Annotated in this window: 22 protein-coding genes and 1 tRNA gene; 21 read left to right on the top strand and 2 right to left on the bottom strand. The window is 37.3% G+C overall.

Annotated elements, in window-relative coordinates:
* Positions 1-3: 3 nt before the first annotated feature.
* Positions 4-564, bottom strand: coding sequence for a LemA family protein (locus QZV03_RS03990; RefSeq protein WP_296874413.1), 561 nt, complete (start codon positions 562-564; stop codon positions 4-6).
* Between the two features lie 314 nt (positions 565-878).
* On the opposite strand from QZV03_RS03990, the gene QZV03_RS03985 reads away from it, so the two are divergent.
* The 21 genes from QZV03_RS03985 to QZV03_RS03885 all read left to right on the top strand — a co-directional run bounded on the left by QZV03_RS03985 (position 879) and on the right by QZV03_RS03885 (position 16,076).
* Positions 879-963: transfer RNA gene (locus QZV03_RS03985), tRNA-Ser, on the top strand.
* 181 nt (positions 964-1,144) lie between these two features.
* Complete coding sequence (locus QZV03_RS03980; RefSeq protein WP_296874412.1) at positions 1,145-1,594, top strand: 30S ribosomal protein S13; 450 nt, start codon at positions 1,145-1,147, stop codon at positions 1,592-1,594.
* A gap of 59 nt (positions 1,595-1,653) precedes the next feature.
* Positions 1,654-2,193, top strand: coding sequence for a 30S ribosomal protein S4 (locus QZV03_RS03975; protein ID WP_296874411.1), 540 nt, complete (start codon positions 1,654-1,656; stop codon positions 2,191-2,193).
* Positions 2,194-2,204: 11 nt separating this feature from the next.
* Positions 2,205-2,597 carry a 30S ribosomal protein S11 gene (locus QZV03_RS03970; protein ID WP_069574667.1) on the top strand — a complete coding sequence of 131 codons (393 nt, stop codon included), beginning with the start codon at positions 2,205-2,207 and terminating at the stop codon, positions 2,595-2,597.
* A gap of 15 nt (positions 2,598-2,612) precedes the next feature.
* Positions 2,613-3,443 carry a DNA-directed RNA polymerase subunit D gene (locus tag QZV03_RS03965; protein WP_296874410.1) on the top strand — a complete coding sequence of 277 codons (831 nt, stop codon included), beginning with the start codon at positions 2,613-2,615 and terminating at the stop codon, positions 3,441-3,443.
* Positions 3,443-3,808: a 50S ribosomal protein L18e gene (locus QZV03_RS03960; protein ID WP_296874409.1), complete on the top strand. Its 366-nt coding sequence runs from the start codon at positions 3,443-3,445 to the stop codon at positions 3,806-3,808. Before QZV03_RS03965 ends, QZV03_RS03960 begins: the two co-directional genes overlap by 1 nt.
* Before the next feature lie 15 nt (positions 3,809-3,823).
* Complete coding sequence (locus tag QZV03_RS03955; RefSeq protein ID WP_296874449.1) at positions 3,824-4,246, top strand: 50S ribosomal protein L13; 423 nt, start codon at positions 3,824-3,826, stop codon at positions 4,244-4,246.
* 17 nt (positions 4,247-4,263) lie between these two features.
* A complete protein-coding gene (locus QZV03_RS03950; protein WP_296874408.1) occupies positions 4,264-4,665 on the top strand; it encodes a 30S ribosomal protein S9 in 402 nt (133 codons plus the stop codon).
* Positions 4,666-4,709: 44 nt separating this feature from the next.
* A complete protein-coding gene (locus tag QZV03_RS03945) occupies positions 4,710-4,880 on the top strand; it encodes a DNA-directed RNA polymerase subunit N (RefSeq protein WP_296874407.1) in 171 nt (56 codons plus the stop codon).
* A gap of 55 nt (positions 4,881-4,935) precedes the next feature.
* A complete protein-coding gene (locus tag QZV03_RS03940; RefSeq protein WP_296874406.1) occupies positions 4,936-5,133 on the top strand; it encodes a DNA-directed RNA polymerase subunit K in 198 nt (65 codons plus the stop codon).
* Between the two features lie 129 nt (positions 5,134-5,262).
* Positions 5,263-6,507, top strand: a complete 1,245-nt coding sequence (gene eno, locus QZV03_RS03935; protein ID WP_296874405.1) for a phosphopyruvate hydratase — start codon at positions 5,263-5,265, stop codon at positions 6,505-6,507.
* Between the two features lie 17 nt (positions 6,508-6,524).
* The gene (locus tag QZV03_RS03930; protein WP_295599626.1) at positions 6,525-6,719 is read left to right on the top strand and encodes a 4Fe-4S dicluster domain-containing protein; all 195 of its coding nucleotides are present in this window, start codon (positions 6,525-6,527) and stop codon (positions 6,717-6,719) included.
* Positions 6,720-6,734: 15 nt separating this feature from the next.
* The gene (rpsB, locus tag QZV03_RS03925) at positions 6,735-7,337 is read left to right on the top strand and encodes a 30S ribosomal protein S2 (RefSeq protein ID WP_296874404.1); all 603 of its coding nucleotides are present in this window, start codon (positions 6,735-6,737) and stop codon (positions 7,335-7,337) included.
* Positions 7,338-7,346: 9 nt separating this feature from the next.
* Positions 7,347-8,195, top strand: a complete 849-nt coding sequence (gene amrB, locus QZV03_RS03920; protein ID WP_296874403.1) for an AmmeMemoRadiSam system protein B — start codon at positions 7,347-7,349, stop codon at positions 8,193-8,195.
* Positions 8,196-8,204: 9 nt separating this feature from the next.
* Positions 8,205-9,167 carry a mevalonate kinase gene (gene mvk, locus QZV03_RS03915; RefSeq protein ID WP_296874402.1) on the top strand — a complete coding sequence of 321 codons (963 nt, stop codon included), beginning with the start codon at positions 8,205-8,207 and terminating at the stop codon, positions 9,165-9,167.
* 4 nt (positions 9,168-9,171) lie between these two features.
* Positions 9,172-9,972 (top strand): isopentenyl phosphate kinase, encoded by an 801-nt coding sequence (locus QZV03_RS03910; RefSeq protein WP_296874401.1) that lies wholly within the window; start codon positions 9,172-9,174, stop codon positions 9,970-9,972.
* A 3-nt stretch (positions 9,973-9,975) separates the two neighbouring features.
* The gene (fni, locus tag QZV03_RS03905; protein ID WP_296874400.1) at positions 9,976-11,022 is read left to right on the top strand and encodes a type 2 isopentenyl-diphosphate Delta-isomerase; all 1,047 of its coding nucleotides are present in this window, start codon (positions 9,976-9,978) and stop codon (positions 11,020-11,022) included.
* 3 nt (positions 11,023-11,025) lie between these two features.
* Entirely contained in the window at positions 11,026-12,369 is a 1,344-nt protein-coding gene (locus QZV03_RS03900; protein WP_296874399.1) for an RNase J family beta-CASP ribonuclease, read from the top strand.
* Positions 12,370-12,380: 11 nt separating this feature from the next.
* Positions 12,381-13,361 (top strand): short chain isoprenyl diphosphate synthase IdsA, encoded by a 981-nt coding sequence (gene idsA, locus QZV03_RS03895; protein WP_296874398.1) that lies wholly within the window; start codon positions 12,381-12,383, stop codon positions 13,359-13,361.
* 357 nt (positions 13,362-13,718) lie between these two features.
* Complete coding sequence (locus QZV03_RS03890) at positions 13,719-14,516, top strand: ADP-ribosylglycohydrolase family protein (protein WP_296874397.1); 798 nt, start codon at positions 13,719-13,721, stop codon at positions 14,514-14,516.
* A gap of 84 nt (positions 14,517-14,600) precedes the next feature.
* Complete coding sequence (locus QZV03_RS03885; RefSeq protein ID WP_296874396.1) at positions 14,601-16,076, top strand: Ig-like domain repeat protein; 1,476 nt, start codon at positions 14,601-14,603, stop codon at positions 16,074-16,076.
* Here the strand turns inward: QZV03_RS03885 and QZV03_RS03880 are convergent.
* Positions 16,073-16,849, bottom strand: a complete 777-nt coding sequence (locus tag QZV03_RS03880; RefSeq protein WP_296874395.1) for a TrmB family transcriptional regulator — start codon at positions 16,847-16,849, stop codon at positions 16,073-16,075. The two genes, QZV03_RS03885 and QZV03_RS03880, sit on opposite strands and share 4 nt — an antisense overlap.
* Positions 16,850-16,890 lie beyond the last annotated feature (41 nt).

Below are 16,890 nucleotides of genomic sequence, written 5' to 3'. Positions count from 1 at the left end.
CACCTACTCAAATTTCACTTCCGGCACGGCTGTTTCACTTGCAGGAGCTTCGAAATAGCTTTCTTCCTTAAATCTGAATAGTTTTGCCATGAGGCTGCTTGGGAATTGTTGGCAAGCGTTGTTGTATTTCAAGACAACATCATTGTAGAATTGTCTTGCATAGGCGATCTTGTCTTCAGTTTCGCTTAATTCAGTTTGCAATTGTTGGAAATTGCTGTTTGCTTTTAAGTCAGGGTAGTTTTCAGCAACGGCAAACAGTGTTTTCAATGCTCCGGTCAACTGATTGTCCGCAGCGCTTGTTTCCTCAATGCTTGTTGCGTTCATGACTCCAGTTCTTGCTTTTGTAACTTCTTCCAAAACACCTTTCTCATGGCCTGCATAACCTTTTACGGTTTCGACGAGATTAGGTATCAGATCGTTTCTTCTTTTAAGTTGGACGTCTATTTGTGCGTAGCTGTTTTTCACACGGTTTCTAAGTCCAACCAGGTTATTGTACATGTGCACAAATGTCACTATGACAAAAATAACCAGTATTATCATTATTATTGTAAATAGGATATCCATTATATCACCTAATTAATAATATAGTATTGTATAAAATAAAATTTGTTATTTTTTGATAAGTTTTAAATGGATTTAAATTAAACTATTAATAGTACGTTGAAATCGATTTTTTCTCTAATTATTTAATTAAGGTGAAGCGAACTTATTTCTCCTTTAGATTTCTGCGTATTTTTCAAATAAAAATTTTTTCAAATGGGATAATTTTTCTGAAAATCCCATGTTTAACCAAACCTTTATATAGGTTAACATGAATATATTATTATATCATATTATTCTAGACAATATGATGTGCAAGTATTGCTAACTATTTTAATGCCGAGATAGTCTAGCCTGGTAAGGCGCGAGACTGGAAATCTCGTGGGCGTTCAGCCCTCCTGGGTTCAAATCCCAGTCTCGGCGTTTATTAGTTTTTAACTATATTTTTTTGATATTTTAAAAATACTTGTTAAACTGATATTTATTGCACTCTTAGCCAGTAGGCTAAGTTTATAACTGTTGAAAAAACTGTGTTTTGAAATTCAAAACATTCGAATCTATATTTTACGTCTCGTAGGTTCGCTCTATAAATGGAGGTTATTTAATGGAAGACGAATTCAAACATTTAGTACGTATTTCAAGAAAGGACGTCAGTGGTAACAAAACCATTGAACAAGCTTTAACTGAAATCAAAGGTGTTGGAATCTCTTTATCTAAAACTATGTGTCGTGTTTTAGACTTAGATTTAGATGCTAAAATTGGATACATTGCTGACGAAGATGTTTTAAAAATTGAAGAAATTTTAGAAAATCCTCTCGACCACGGCATCCCAGCTTGGATGTTAAACAGAAGAGAAGATTATGTAACCGGTGAAAACATTCACTTGATTGAATCAGATCTTGACATGACTTTAAGAGATGATTTAAACAGAATGAAAAAGACCAGAAGTTACAAAGGTAGAAGACATGAAGTTGGTTTACCTGTTAGAGGTCAAAGAACCAAATCTACTTTCAGAAAAAGTTCTTCAGTTGGTGTAAAACGTTCAAGAGGATAGGCAAGAACTTTTTTTATAACTTAAATTATTGAAATTCAATTTTATAAGGAGATGTTTTAATGGGACAACCTAGAAAATCAAGGAAAAAGTATAATACACCACCACATCCTTGGAATGCGGAAAGAATTAAAAATGAAAATAAATTAATGACTAAATACGGTTTAAAAAACAAAAAAGAAATTTGGAAAGCTGATACTTTAGTCAGAAGATACAGTAGGGAAGCAAGATACTTACTTGGTTTCGATACTGATCAAATGAAAGAAGAAAAATTACAATTATTAGGACACTTAGCTAGAACCGGTGTTTTGCCTGAAGGTGCAGCTCTTGAAGATATCCTGGACTTAAACGTTGAAGATATCTTAAGAAGAAGATTACAAACTATCGTATACCAAAAAGGTTTAGCTCGTACTCCTAAAGAAGCAAGAATGTTTGTTGTACACGGCCACATCGCATTAAACGGTAAAAAAATCAATTCACCAAGTTATGTGGTATTAAACGGTCAAGAAGATGATATTGGATTCTATCGTTCTTCACCTGTAGCAAAACAGATTGAAGAGTACAACAATGCAAAGGATAATAAAGCTAATACAGAAGAATAAAAGGTGTAACTATGGCAAAAGATGAAAAATGGGGTATAGCTAATATTTACTCATCATTTAATAACACTATTATTACTGTAACAGATATTACTGGTGCTGAAACTATTTCACAATGGTCTGGTGGAAAAGTTGTACGTGCAGACAGACAACAAGCTTCACCATTCGCAGCAATGGCTGCAGCAACTAGAATAGCTGATGATGCTAAAGAAAAAGGATTTGTTGGATTACATATTAAAGTAAGAGCTCCTGGTGGAAATGGACCTAGAAGTCCGGGACCTGGTGCACAAGCAACTATTCGTGCTTTAGCAAGAGCTGGAATTAAAATAGGAAAAATCGAAGATATTACTCCTATTCCTCACGACGGTACTGGAAGACCTGGTGGTAAAAGAGGAAGAAGAGTTTAAGCGGAAGGGTTTAATATGGAGATAGAAGTTAGAAGTCAAAGCGATGATGAAATTGTTTTCATTGTTCGTGATGCAGAAGTGCCTTTTATTAATGCTATCAGAAGGACTGCAATGGTCAATGTTCCTAAAATAGCTATTGAAGATGTAAATATCATAAGAAATGATTCTGCAATGTTTAACGAGGTACTTGCTCATAGACTTGGTTTAACTCCTTTAGTTTCTGATTTGGATGCAATCGAAGGATTGTCTTTACCTGAAGATGACGATTGGGACATCTTTGAGAACGGAATCATGTTCTCCTTAAACGAAGTCGGACCTAAAGTTGTTTATTCTAAAGATTTAATATCTTCAGACTCAAAAATTAAACCAGTATACGACACTATTCCTTTAGTAAAACTAAAAGAAGGCGAAGAACTCAACATTGAAGCAGTAGCTAAAGTTGGTTACGGAAAAGAGCATGCTAAATGGATGCCAACAACTGTATGTGCATACAAACAGTATCCTGAAATCACTTTCAATGACGATATTGAAATCGATTACGACTGTGCACAGGCATGTCCAAGAGGCATTTTAAAATCAGACAGAAGATCCAAAAAGATTAAAATCGTGGAAGAACATGAAGGTAGTCCTTTATTAGGTGTTGAAAACTGTACCATGTGTAAAAGTTGTGTAAGGGCATCTGACAACGGATACATCAATGTGGGATTCCGTCCAAACGATTTCATATTCAGGATCGAAACTGACGGTGCAATGCCCCCTAAAGAAGTTTTATTAAAAGCATGTGACGTATTAGGTGAAAAAGCGGATAAGTTTATCAGATTTAGTGAAGAAGGAGGAAGTAAATAATGGTTAAGAAAGTAGTAAAAACAAATCCTAACCTTATTGAACTTATTAATAAACTTTATGAACAATCAAGAAGCGAAGATGCAGCTATTTGGAAAGATGTTGCACAAAGACTTGAAAGGTCTAATAGAAGAACCGCTGAAGTGAATCTGTCTGATATTTCAAGACATGCTGAAGCGGACGAAACAGTCTTAGTACCTGGTAAAGTTTTATCAAATGGTGATTTAGAAAACAAAGTAGATGTTGTAGCATTAAAATTCTCAGCTAAAGCACAGGAAAAAATCGAAGCTGCAGGCGGAGAATGCATCTCAATTGAAGAAATTATGGAAAGTAATCCTAAAGGATCAAACATCAGGATTATGGAATAGGGGATGTGTGTTATGATTATTATTGATGGTGAAAAATGCGTTTTAGGAAGATTAGCTAGTGTAACTAGTAAAAATCTCTTAGAAGGCGAAGAAGTAGTAGTTCTCAATGCTGAAAAAATCATGTTAACCGGTAACAAGGATTGGGCTTATGCTAAATACAAACAAAGAGTGGACAGAGCAAGTATCTCTAACCCTCGTGACTTAGGTCCTAAATATCCTAGAAGACCTGACGACATATTTAGAAGAACTGTAAGAGGAATGTTACCTTTCAAAAAATCCAAAGGTAAAACAGCATACAAAGGCTTAAAAGCTTTCGTTGGCGTACCTGCTGAATATGCTGATGCTGAATTCACTGCAGTTCCTGAAGCAGAATACAAGAATATTAAAAAAGGTATCGAATTAGGAGAAATCTCCAAACTTTTAGGAGCTACCTTTTAGATGAGTAAGGTGTTATTATGGTTAAAGTTATTCATACTAGTGGAAAACGTAAAACAGCTATCGCAAGAGGTACTGTTCGTGAAGGAACTGGTAAAGTCAGAATCAACAAAGTTCCTTTAGAACTTTATTCCCCTGAGCTTGCTAACTTAAAATTACAAGAACCATTAACCTTAGCTGGAGACTTAGCTAATGAAGTTGATATTAACATCAACGTTGTTGGTGGAGGAGTAATGGGTCAAGCTGAAGCTGCACGTATGGTAATTGCTAAAGGACTCGTACAATGGTCTCAAGATATGGATTTAAAAGACAAACTAATCCATTACGACAGAACCATGTTAGTAGGTGACCCAAGACGTTCAGAACCTAAGAAATACGGTGGTCCTGGAGCAAGAGCTCGTAAACAAAAAAGTTACAGATAAATTCTGTACCTTTAAATTTTATTTAAATTAAAAAGATGATATAAATGATTCCTATAAGATGCTTAAGTTGCGGAAAACCTGTATCAGCGTACTTTGATGAATACAACAAAAGAGTTGCAGCTGGTGAAAATTCTAAAGATGTTTTAGATGATTTAGGTTTAACAAGATACTGTTGTAGAAGAATGTTGATTTCCCACGTTGAAACCTGGGAATAGACTATTGTAGGGATATTTTAATACAAACTAATCTTGGTAAAATAAATGCCTAAAAATGGAAGTAATATTTATGGATGTTAATAAAAAATTAACAAGGTTTGAAAGAGCTAGACTTCTCGGAGCTAGAGCAATTCAAATATCCATGGGAGCAAAACCTTTGGTTGAAATTAAAGATTCCATCGATCCAATTGACATAGCTTACGAAGAACTCAAAGCTGGAGTTTTACCATTAGATGTTATTAGAGATGAATAGATTTTATCTATTCTCTTTAATTATTTAAAAAAAATAGTAAATACCAATATAAACCTGTAAAGAAACTTACTAATTTTTTCAAGATATGGGTTTGATTGGTAATAAATAGAATGACACTGAGGTGTTTTTTTGGATAGTATAATAGAAGACGTCCAAGTCAGAAAGATTTTGGACAGCAGAGGCAATCCTACCATAGAAGTAGATGTGATTACTTGGAATGGTTTTGGAAAGGCAGCTGCACCAAGTGGAGCAAGTACCGGATCAAGAGAAGTGGTATCATTTCCGGAAGGTGGAGTTGACGTTGTAGTAAGTGAAATGGAAGATCTGATTGCTTCCGAACTTATTGGAATGGACGCTTGTGATGTTGCTACAATTGATGAGGTATTGAAAGAAATTGACGGTACAGACAATTATGCCGCTATTGGAGGTAACACTACCGTTGCTATTTCAATGGCATGTGCCAAGGCTGCTGCATCATCCTACAATATGCCGTTATATCAGTATATTGGAGGTAATTTCGCTAATGAATTGCCATATCCTTTAGGCAATATGATGAATGGTGGTGCTCATGCAGGTGTAAATGCTCCAGATATTCAAGAATTTCTCGTTGTTCCGATCGGAGCCACCAATATGGTTGATGGAATTTTTGCAAATGCTTCTATTCACAAAAAATTGAAAGAGTTAATCCAGTCCAAGGACTCTTCCTTTACCGGAGGTAAGGGGGATGAAGGCGGATGGGTGCCTAACATTACCAACATCGATGCTTTGGAGATTCAAGCTCAGGCATGTGAAGAGGTCGGTGATGAGATAGGTATTGAAATCAGGCCTGCTTTGGATATGGCTGCATCCGAATTATGGGATGCCGATGAGCAGAAATATGTTTATGCTCAGGACAGTATCAAGAGGGATACTGGTGATCAAATCGATTTCGTTTCAGAAATCATTGATACTTATAATATGTTTTATGTAGAAGACCCATTTGATGAATCTGACTTTGAAGGATTCGCACAATTAACTTCCAAGGTTGGAGACAGATGTCTCATCTGTGGAGATGACTTGTTTGTAACCAACAAGGAACTTTTGGCTAAGGGAATTGAAATGAATGCCGCAAATGCAATCATTATCAAGCCGAACCAGATAGGTTCACTCACCGAGACCTATGCCACTGTAAAATTGGCTAAGGAAAACGGTATTGTTCCTGTCGTTTCCCATCGTTCAGGTGAAACCACCGACGATACAATTGCACATCTGGCAGTAGGTTTTTCATCTCCAATGATAAAGACCGGTGCCATAGGTGGGGAAAGGATAGCTAAACTGAATGAGTTAATTCGCATAGAAGAAAAACTTCCAAATTCAAAAATGGGCAAATTTTAAAATTAGGAGATAGTATTATGTCAAAAGTAATTCTTGATTACGATAAATGTGATGGTGCAGACTGTGCAGAATGTGCTGACGTTTGCCCAATGGAAGTATTAGTTCTTGAAGGAGATAAGATTACAATCAACAATCCTGAAGAATGTAGTTATTGTGAAGTATGTATGGACGTTTGTCCTAATGAATGTATTAAAATTGAAGATGACTTTTAAATTGTAGGTGAAAATATGGTAAATGAAGAACTTTTAATAGACTTAGATAATTATTTAGCAGCTGGTTTACACATTGGTACTCAACAAAAAACCAGTGACATGGAAAAATACATATTCAGAGTAAGATCTGACGGTTTATACGTATTAGATATTCAAAAAACTGATGAAAGAATCAGACAAATCGCAAAATTACTCGCAAAATACGACCCTGAAGACATTTTAGTAGTAGCTACCCGTCAATACGGTCAAGCTCCTGTTAAAAAATTCGGTGAATTAACCGGCGCTAAAACCATTCCTGGAAGATTCATCCCAGGTACATTAACAAACCCTAATTACGCTAAATTCATTGAACCAAAAATTATTGTAGTAACTGACCCAAGATCAGATTCACAAGCTATCTTAGAATCCAAACAAAATGGTATTCCAGTTATTGCATTATGTGATACTGAAAACTTACTCAGTTTTGTTGATATTGCTGTACCTGTAAACAACAAAGGTAGAAAAGCTATCGCTTTAGTTTACTGGTTACTTGCAAGACAAATCTTAAGAGAAAGAGGAGAAATCCCAGAAGACGGTGACCTCGATATTGATGCAACTGAATTCGAACTTAAATTTTAAGTGAGTTAAATGTTAAGACAACCTGCTGTTGCTGGAGCTTTCTATCCAGACAATCCTGAAAGATTGGCAAATCTTATTGAAAGTTGCTTTTTAGATGATGCCGGCGTTGGACACGTTCCAAAGCTTGAATCATTTGAAGGAAGCGATTATCCTATCAATATTATGGTTCCGCATGCAGGTTATCAATATTCCGGTCCAATAGCCTCTCATGGCTATTGCGAAATCGTTAAGAATGGTTTTCCTGAAGTTTTTATTATTATAAGTCCTAACCATACCGGATTCGGTAGTGAAATTTCAGTGTTCAACGAAGGGGAGTGGATCACTCCATTCGGAAACGTTGCTGTTGACGGGGAGTTTGCAGATGCCATCATTGAATCTTCAGACATTGCATCAGCAGATTTCTCAGCACACATTCGCGAACACAGCATTGAAGTTCAGCTGCCGTTCCTACAATATTTTTCAACTGATTTTAAAATTGTTCCGATTACAATGGGAACACAGAACTTTGTAACCTCAAATGATCTGTCCAATGCTATTCTTGAGGCGGCAGACAAATTGAACAAATCATATTGTGTTATTGCAAGTACTGATTTATCTCACTACAACAACCAGGAAAAGGCCAACAAGGTTGATGGCTTTGTTCTGGAGGATATAAGTGAAATGAACGAGTTCAAGCTTTTTGAAGAGGTTGTGCAGTACAATATCACAATGTGCGGTTACGCTCCGGTTATGACAGCAATTTCCGTTTCCAAAAGGACCAGTAAAAATACAAGTGAAATATTGGCCTATGGAACCAGCGGAGATGTCAGTGGGGATTTCACGTCAGTTGTTGGTTATGCTTCAGGTGTTTTTAAATAAGGTGAATTTATGATTGCTAAAGCCTCTGCTCCCGCAAAGACAATATTGTTTGGTGAACATTCCGTAGTATATGATGAACCTGCCATAGCAGGAGCAGTCAACAAAAGAGCTTACGTAACAGTTAAACCGTCTGAAAACGGTAGGACTATTTTCAGGGCTCCTGATATAGGTTTTGAAGCAGAACTGTTCACTGCAGAAAAGAAATATGTATTGCTTAAGGGAAAACCAGGAATTATCAGATATATTTTAGAGTCTCTTTATCGAGTTCACGACCATACTCCAATTGACATTACTTTAAATTCAAACGTGCCGATTGGTTCAGGTCTAGGATCATCAGCGGCAGTTACCGTAGCAACTCTTGCTGCATTATACCGTTATCATAATATTCGTTTCAACAAACAGTCCCTTGCTCATGATGCCCATATGGTCGAGCAGGCCGTTCAGGGAGTGGCAAGTCCTTTGGACACTCTGGTATCAACATATGGAGGACTTGTATATCTGTCAAGAAACAAGAACGTTGAGCACTTCAAGGTAAATTTCAATGTTCCTTTTGTTGTCGGATACACCACAAAGCATGGAAACACAGGAAAGATGGTTAAGGATGTAAGGGCGCTTAAGCTTAGAAATCCTAAGATTATCAATCCTGTCATAACATCAATGGGCAATTTAACCAATTATGCAAAACAGGCTATTTTGAAAAGGGATTTCAATAAAATCGGAGAACTGATGAATATAAATCACGGGTTTTTGGACGTATTGGGAGTCAATACCCTGGAACTGTCCCGTATGGTATATAATGCTAGGGAAGCAGGAGCTATCGGTGCAAAGACAACCGGTGCCGGTGGTGGTGGAAGTATTATCGCACTCTGTCCTGGAAAAGTGGATGAAGTTGCTGAAGCCATTGACAGGTTTGATAATGTTTTAAAAATCCGATTCACTCGAAAAGGAGTTTCTTCAAGGGTTTACAAGTGATTTAATGATTATTTTAAAAATTGGCGGAAGTATTCTAACCAATAAGGATTCCAAAACAAGTGAAGTTGACTCTTCAAGCCTTAAAAGAATCGCATCTGAAATAAAGGATTCAATGGACAACTCTCAAAAGCAGTTGATTATTGTCCACGGGGCAGGATCATTTGGTCATCCTCCGGCAAAAAAACACAGAATCGGTGAGGAATTTGACAGAAAACTGTATCCTCAAAAAAGACTGGGCTTTTGTGAAATACAAAATGAAGTGAAAAAATTAAACATGTTCGTCTGTGAGGCTTTCATTAATGAGGGACTTCCAGTTATTGCCCTTTCGGCATCTAGTTTTATAACCGCAACAGACAAAAGAATCACCAGCGGAAATTTGGATTTATTCAAAAACTATTTATCAAAAGGTTTCATACCTGTAATCTATGGTGATGTCGTATTGGATGATGATTTGGAATTCTGTGTAATTTCAGGCGATCAGCTAATTCAGTATTTGGCTAAAAACCTCAACCCTGACCGTGTGGTCATGGGAACTGATGTTGACGGGGTCTACAACAAAAACCCTAAAACACATGATGATGCAATATTCTTTGACAAGTTCACATCACTTGAGGATTTGGACACTCTTGAGGGAACCACTAATGTCGACGTGACAGGAGGAATGGTCGGAAAGATAAAAGAACTTTTAGATTTAGCAGATTTAGGAATTGAATCTAAAATAATAAATGCTGAAGTTGAAGGTAATATTTTCAAAGTACTAGAAGATAAGGAAGTTAAAGGAACAATAATTTCAAGGGGAAATTAACACATGATTTCAGATAGAAAATTAGAGCATTTATTAATTTGTGAAAATTATGATGTTGAGTTTAAGGACAAGACAACAGGATTTGAAGATATAGAACTTATCCACAATGTCCTGCCGGAAGTGGACAAGAATGAGATAGACTTGTCAACTGAGGCTTTCGGAAAAAAATTAGACTCACCTTTATTCATTACAGCTATTACAGGAGGACATCCTGCAGCTCATGAAGTCAACAGACAGTTGGCAATAGCAGCTGAAAATCACAGAATCGCTTTGGGTGTAGGTTCCCAACGTGCAGCATGTGAACATCCGGAACTTGCAGATACATATACTGTTGTACGTGAAAATGCACCTGATTGCTTACTTGTGGGTAATATTGGAGCACCACAATTGAATCTGGCTGAAAAAGCCATTGAAATTTTGGATGCCGACATATTGGCCATTCATCTCAATCCTCTTCAGGAATCAATTCAGCCTGAAGGTGACCTGGATGCCAGGGGATACACAGACTTGATAGCACAGATTACTGACAGCGTGGATATTCCTGTCCTTGCAAAGGAAACAGGTTGTGGAATCTCAGCCGAATCAGCAAAATCACTGGTTGATGCCGGCGTTGATTTCATTGACATAGAAGGTGCAGGAGGAACAAGCTGGGCGGCTGTTGAAACATATCGTGCTGAAGACAGGTATCTTGGTGAAATATTCTGGGATTGGGGAATTCCAACTGCAATCAGTACAGCTGAAGTTACCAATACCGTCAATGTTCCGGTCATATCCTCTGGAGGTATAAGAACAGGTCTTGAAGCTGCAAAGGCTATCGCACTTGGTGCAGATGCCGTAGGTATGGCATTGCCGTTTTTAAAAAATTCTGCTTCTCAGGAAGCTTTAAACACATTTATTAATAGATTTAATGACTCACTAAGACTTGCTATGTTTTTAGTTGGAGCAAATAACATTGAAGAATTGAAACACTCTAATTTGGTCATTCGCGGAAAAACAAGGGAATGGCTAAATGAGCGAGGTATAAACACAAAGGTATATTCAAGGAGATAAAACATGAGCGTTGAAGTAATCGCTATAGGGGGATATCAGGAAGTCGGGAAAAACATGACTGCTGTCCGCATAGGTGAAGATGTTGTTATTTTTGATATGGGAATTCACCTCGACAGGATCAGCATGCACGAGGACACTGATATCGACAGAATGCACAGTTTAGACTTAATTGAAAGAGGGGTCATTCCTGACGACACATTGATGAAGGATGTCGATGGAAAGGTAAAAGGAATTGTATTCTCTCACGGTCACCTTGACCACATCGGTGCTGTCGCTAAACTTGCACACAGGTATGACGCACCGTTAATAGGAACACCATATACTGCTGCTTTAATAGAAAAACAAATTAAAGGGGAACGTAAATTTAAGGTAACAAATCCAATCAAGGTCCTGAACCCTGGAAGCAAGGTAAAGCTATCAAATGACATAACATTGGAATTTGTACAGTCAACACACAGTATTCCACAGGCAGTATTTCCGGTATTGCATACTCCTGAAGGGGTCATAGTATATGCACTGGATTTCAAATTTGACAACCATCAAAAAGTGTCTCCGCCACCTGACTACAAAAGACTCAAGGAATTAGGAAGGAAAGGAGTACTTGCATTGATTGTGGAAACCACCAATGCCAAAAACTTTGCGGAAGTAAAAACCCATTCAGAAAGAATCGCAAAGAACATTCTCGAAGATGTGATGAGAGGGCCTCTTCATGAAAAGACAGGTATGATTGTTACAACATTTTCATCCCACGTTGAACGTGTTCAGGCAATCGCAGACATTGCCAAAAAAAGTCATAGGGAAATATTTTTCCTCGGTCGTTCAATGGAAAGGTTCTGTGGTATAGCACAGAAACTCGGTATATTGAAACTGCCTAAAAACGCCAGTATCTACGGTTCACCGAAGGCAGTCAACAAGGCTTTGATGAAAGCTGATGAAGACCGTGCAAATTACTTGCTTGTAACCACAGGTCACCAAGGGGAGCCGGACGCATTGCTTCCAAGAATTGCAAACGGTAGAACTCCATTCAACATCAAAAAAGGAGACAACGTTATTATATCAGCACCTATTATTCCAAACCCGACCAATGCTGCTAACAGGCACATTATGGAAAGGAGACTTAAATTGAATGGTGCAAGAATTTATCCTAATGCTCACGTTTCCGGACACGCAGGTAGGGAAGATCACAGGGAATTTTTAAGAATGCTAAAACCTCAACATATTATACCTGCACACGGAGACTTATCAATGCTTGCGGCTTATGCTGAGCTTGCCGAAGAGGAAGGATACAGAATCGGATACGATATTCATATATTGAGAAATGCTCAGGCACAAGTTTTTAAAAGTTAAGGAGGATTTTTATGAGTGATGTAAAAGAAGTAATTGGAAACTATTCAACTGATATTACAAAAACAATCGAAGAAGAACTGGCTACTATTACTCCAGACAATTTAAGTGAAGCATCTGTTTATCTTACCCGAGCTGGAGGTAAAATGTTAAGGCCTGCTTTAACATTAATCACTGCTGAAGCTGTCGGCGGAAAACGTGAAGCTGCTTTAAAGACTGGTGCCGCTATAGAATTGATCCATACATTTTCCTTAATACACGACGATATCATGGATCAGGATGACATGCGCAGAGGAATGCCGTCAGTCCATAAGGTCTGGGGTGATGATGTTGCTATTCTTGCAGGAGACACATTATTCTCCAAGGCATTTGAAATCATCATCGGTTCAGAGGACACCACTTCAGAACAGAACAACAAATCCCTTGCCACTGTGGCTGATGCATGTGTAAAAATCTGTGAAGGTCAAGCATTGGATATGGGCTTTGAAGAAAGATTTGATGTAACTGAAGATGAGTACATGGAAATGATTTTCAAAAAAACCGGAGCATTGATTGCTGCTGCAACAAAGGCAGGAGCTATCATGGGTGGTGCTTCAGATGAAATCATCGATTCAATGTATGAATATGGCCGTCTTATCGGACTTGCATTCCAGATTCAGGATGACTATCTTGACCTTGCAGCTGATGAGGAAACCCTTGGAAAACCAATCGGTTCAGACATCGGCAAAGGTAAGATGACAATCATTGCAATCAAAGGTTTGGCCAGTGATGATTCAGGCAGATTACTTGAAATCTTAAAAGCTGAAAATAATTCTCAAGATGAGATAGATGAAGCAATTGAAATTTTAACAAATTGTGGTGCTATTGAATATGCTCGCAATTTAGCACAAGAATCTGTTGTGAAAGCAAAAGAAGTACTTGAAATATTAGACGACTCTTCATCTAAACAGGTACTTGTTGACATAGCAGATTTTGTACTTGAGAGAAGTGCTTAAATTCTCTCGACTTTTTTTTCTTTTTTTGTGATTCCAGAATTTGTCCGGAATCACGTAAGGTATAAATACAGTTTTTTGTAGTCGAAATTTCCATATCAAAGTAACGGGTTTGTTTATTTTCTGAAGGTATATCTGGATGATTTAAAAATTGCAATATAGAAATTCCGGCATTCATGATAATGACAATCATTATCATTATTGATTATATTTGGAGTCCTATATATCTTTTTTCTTTCAAATGGGGACAATTTTTCACATTTAAAGCAATTTTACAAATTAAGAACAATTTTGCAATGTTGGAGCAATTTTTCAAAGTGACACAATACTTTTATTAACTATTTGCTCACATTTAATATCATGAAAGGAATATTGGGAGCTATCAGCGGAGATGTAATAGGTTCTGTATATGAAAATAGGCCAATCAAAACCAAGGAATTTGAATTGTTTTCACCTTATTCCATTTTTACAGATGACACTGTAATGACATTGGCCATTGCAGAATGGTTGTTGGAAGATAAAACATCAAAGGATGTCTTGATTAAAAACTTGAAATATTTCGGAAACCTATATCCTAATGCGGGTTATGGCGGAAGGTTCATTCACTGGTTAATGGAGGATTCACCTGAGCCTTATCAAAGCTGGGGAAACGGTTCTGCAATGAGGGTTTCACCATGCGCATGGGTTGCATGTTCACTTGAGGAGGCACAGCATCTTGCAAGACTCTCTGCCATCGTCACCCATGACCATCCTGAGGGCATCAAGGGGGCGCTTGCAACATGTGATGCGATATATCTTGCAAGGTCCGGTTATAGCAAAGATGAAATCAAAAGTCATGTCGAAAGCAATTACGGTTATGGTCTTTCGTTTTCACTTGATGAAATCAGACCTTACTATGATTTTGATGTGTCATGCCAGGGAAGTGTTCCTGAGTCAATAGTGTCTTTTTTAGAAGCCGACAGCTTTGAGGATACCATCAGAAATGCCATTTCACTTGGTGGTGATGCCGATACATTGGCTGCAATTGCGGGAAGCATTGCATCTGCATACTGGGAAATCCCTCAAAATATTGTGGATAATACAATTTGCAGATTGGATGATAATCTTCTAGATGTTTTAATGGATTTTGAAGAGAAATTCATATTGACAAACATTTAAGTACTTTGATTATATAAGTTTTAAATGGTTGTTAATATGAAAAATAAAATATTTTTTTGTTTTATTATTCTTTTAACATTGTTTTTGTCCGTTTCAGCAATTTCTGCAAGTGAAAATGTCACTTGTGAAAATCCGACTTTGGTGGATGAAACTCCACTATTGGAAAGTGAAATGGAAAGTGAAGATATCGGTGCTGATGGGAACAAATCAACAACAAATATCTCGGCTGAAGACAAGACATCCCATGTTGACTATACCGATAAGTTTACGGTAAAGCTGACATCTAACGGGACTCCTTTGGCCAACAAGAATATTATAATAACTTTAAATGGTGTTACATATAATAAAGCAACCAATTCAAACGGTGAAGCAACAATAAATTTCAAACTTGGTACTGGAATTTATTATGCTTATTATTCCTTTGCAGGGGATGAAAATTACACGGCCTCCAATGGAACATCAAAAATTACCGTAGATTCTGTTCTGGTAACCTCTTTAAATGTATATGATAAGGATATAACTTATCGTGAAGGTTTGAAATCGATGTTTCAACTGCAGCTTGTTGACATTCATGGAAAACCTGTTGCAAATCAGAATGTAATCATCAAAATCGGTAAGAAAACTTACACTGCCAAAACCAATTCAAAAGGTATTGCAACAGTATACTTGAAGCTCAAAAAGGGAACCTATACCATAACATATTCATTTGCAGGCAATTCCAATTATTTGGCTTCATCAAGTTCATATGATCTTAAAGTTAAGGCCAAACTTGCTGTCGGAAATGGATATTGGGTCAATAAGTGGGATATGAAGAAGGTCAAACTCAAGAAATTGTCCAAACTCGGAACAAAACACATATTCCTTTTGCACACTGTATTTGACAAATACGGTAAAAAGACCGTGGTTAAATGGATCAACAAGGCCCACAAGTATGGTATGAAGGTCCACATTTGGATTTCAGTGTTCTATAAGGGAAAATTCATTCCTGCCTGCAGCAAGAAAGGTGTGTATAACTATAAGCACATTAACAAGATTATCAAGCAGATAAAATACTATGCTTCAATTAAGCAGGTCGACGGGATCCATCTGGATTACTTGAGGTTTGCCGGAAATGCGCACAAGTACAAGAACGCTGCGGCTGCAGTAAATTACTTTGCAAAAAAGGCATGTGTTGAAGCTCGTAAGATAAATCCGGATATCATCATGTCTGCGGCAGTGATGCCCGAACTGAATGACATGAAGTATTATTACGGTCAGGATGTTCCTACATTGTCTAAATACCTAGATGTAATTGTCCCAATGATTTACAAGGGCAATTATCATGCATCTTCCAAGTGGATTAAAAAGACCACCAAGGCATTTATAAAAAAGAGTAAGGGATCATTAATATGGTCTGGTCTTCAGACATATAAGTCCGACTCAAACATTAAAAAGCTATCCTACAAATCTTTATTCAAGGATGCCAAATACGCCAAGGCAGGCGGAGCGAAAGGTGTAGTGTTATTTAGATGGGGATTAACCAAATATATAAATTTCAAGAAATTAAAAATTAATGTTTAATTTTTATTTCTCTTTTTTAATTTTTTCAGCTGATTTTTAAACCTATCATCATAGTTTTTGGCAATGTCCTCGTATTTGTTCCAGATGCCTATTGCCGTTTCAGGAATTACCTCACGTTTATCCTCACTGAATTTTGTATAGGTGTGCATCATTTCCTTTGAATCGGATATTATGAGTTTTACAAATGGAATGTCTGCTTTTTGAATGTTTATGTCATTTTCCTCAAACATTTTTATGATGTCGACTTCCTCATTGTTTATGTAGCATACCGGTGAGGCAAGTATGTTTACCATCAAATCTGTTCTGTTTTTCAACGCCTTTATGAGTGCGTCACCCTCACCTTCAAACAGGAATCCTATTCTCATGTTGATTGATTTTTTTGCCCTTTTGATGATTTCAATTTCCTGTGCGATAATCTTTTCAACACCATATATTCTCCAGATTGGTGCCTGGACCTGGCTCATACCGTTTTCATAAACGTATGTCAGTCTTGTTATGGTATCGTCAATTTCAGAATTTAAACGTTCCTTTTCACGTGTCAAAACCTCAACCGGGGACTTGACGTTGTAGGTCAGCGGCCTTCCGTCTTCAATTTCAAGGAATTGCTTTTCATTTAGTTTTTTAAGCACGTCATATATTTTGCTTCGTGGAATGCCTGAGTTCTGTGACACTTCATCTGCGGTTGCTGAGATTAATGAAGTTAGTGTCACATATGCCTGTGCCTCATACATTGTCATTCCTATTCCCTTTAGTGTAGCTATATTGTCATCCATGATAATCAGTTTATATTTGCTGATATATAATTATTACTTTT

Source organism: uncultured Methanobrevibacter sp., from assembly GCF_902788255.1.
GTDB lineage: Archaea > Methanobacteriota > Methanobacteria > Methanobacteriales > Methanobacteriaceae > Methanocatella.
The sequence above is the reverse complement of the archived record's forward strand: the minus strand, read 5'-3'. Positions and strand labels throughout refer to the sequence as shown.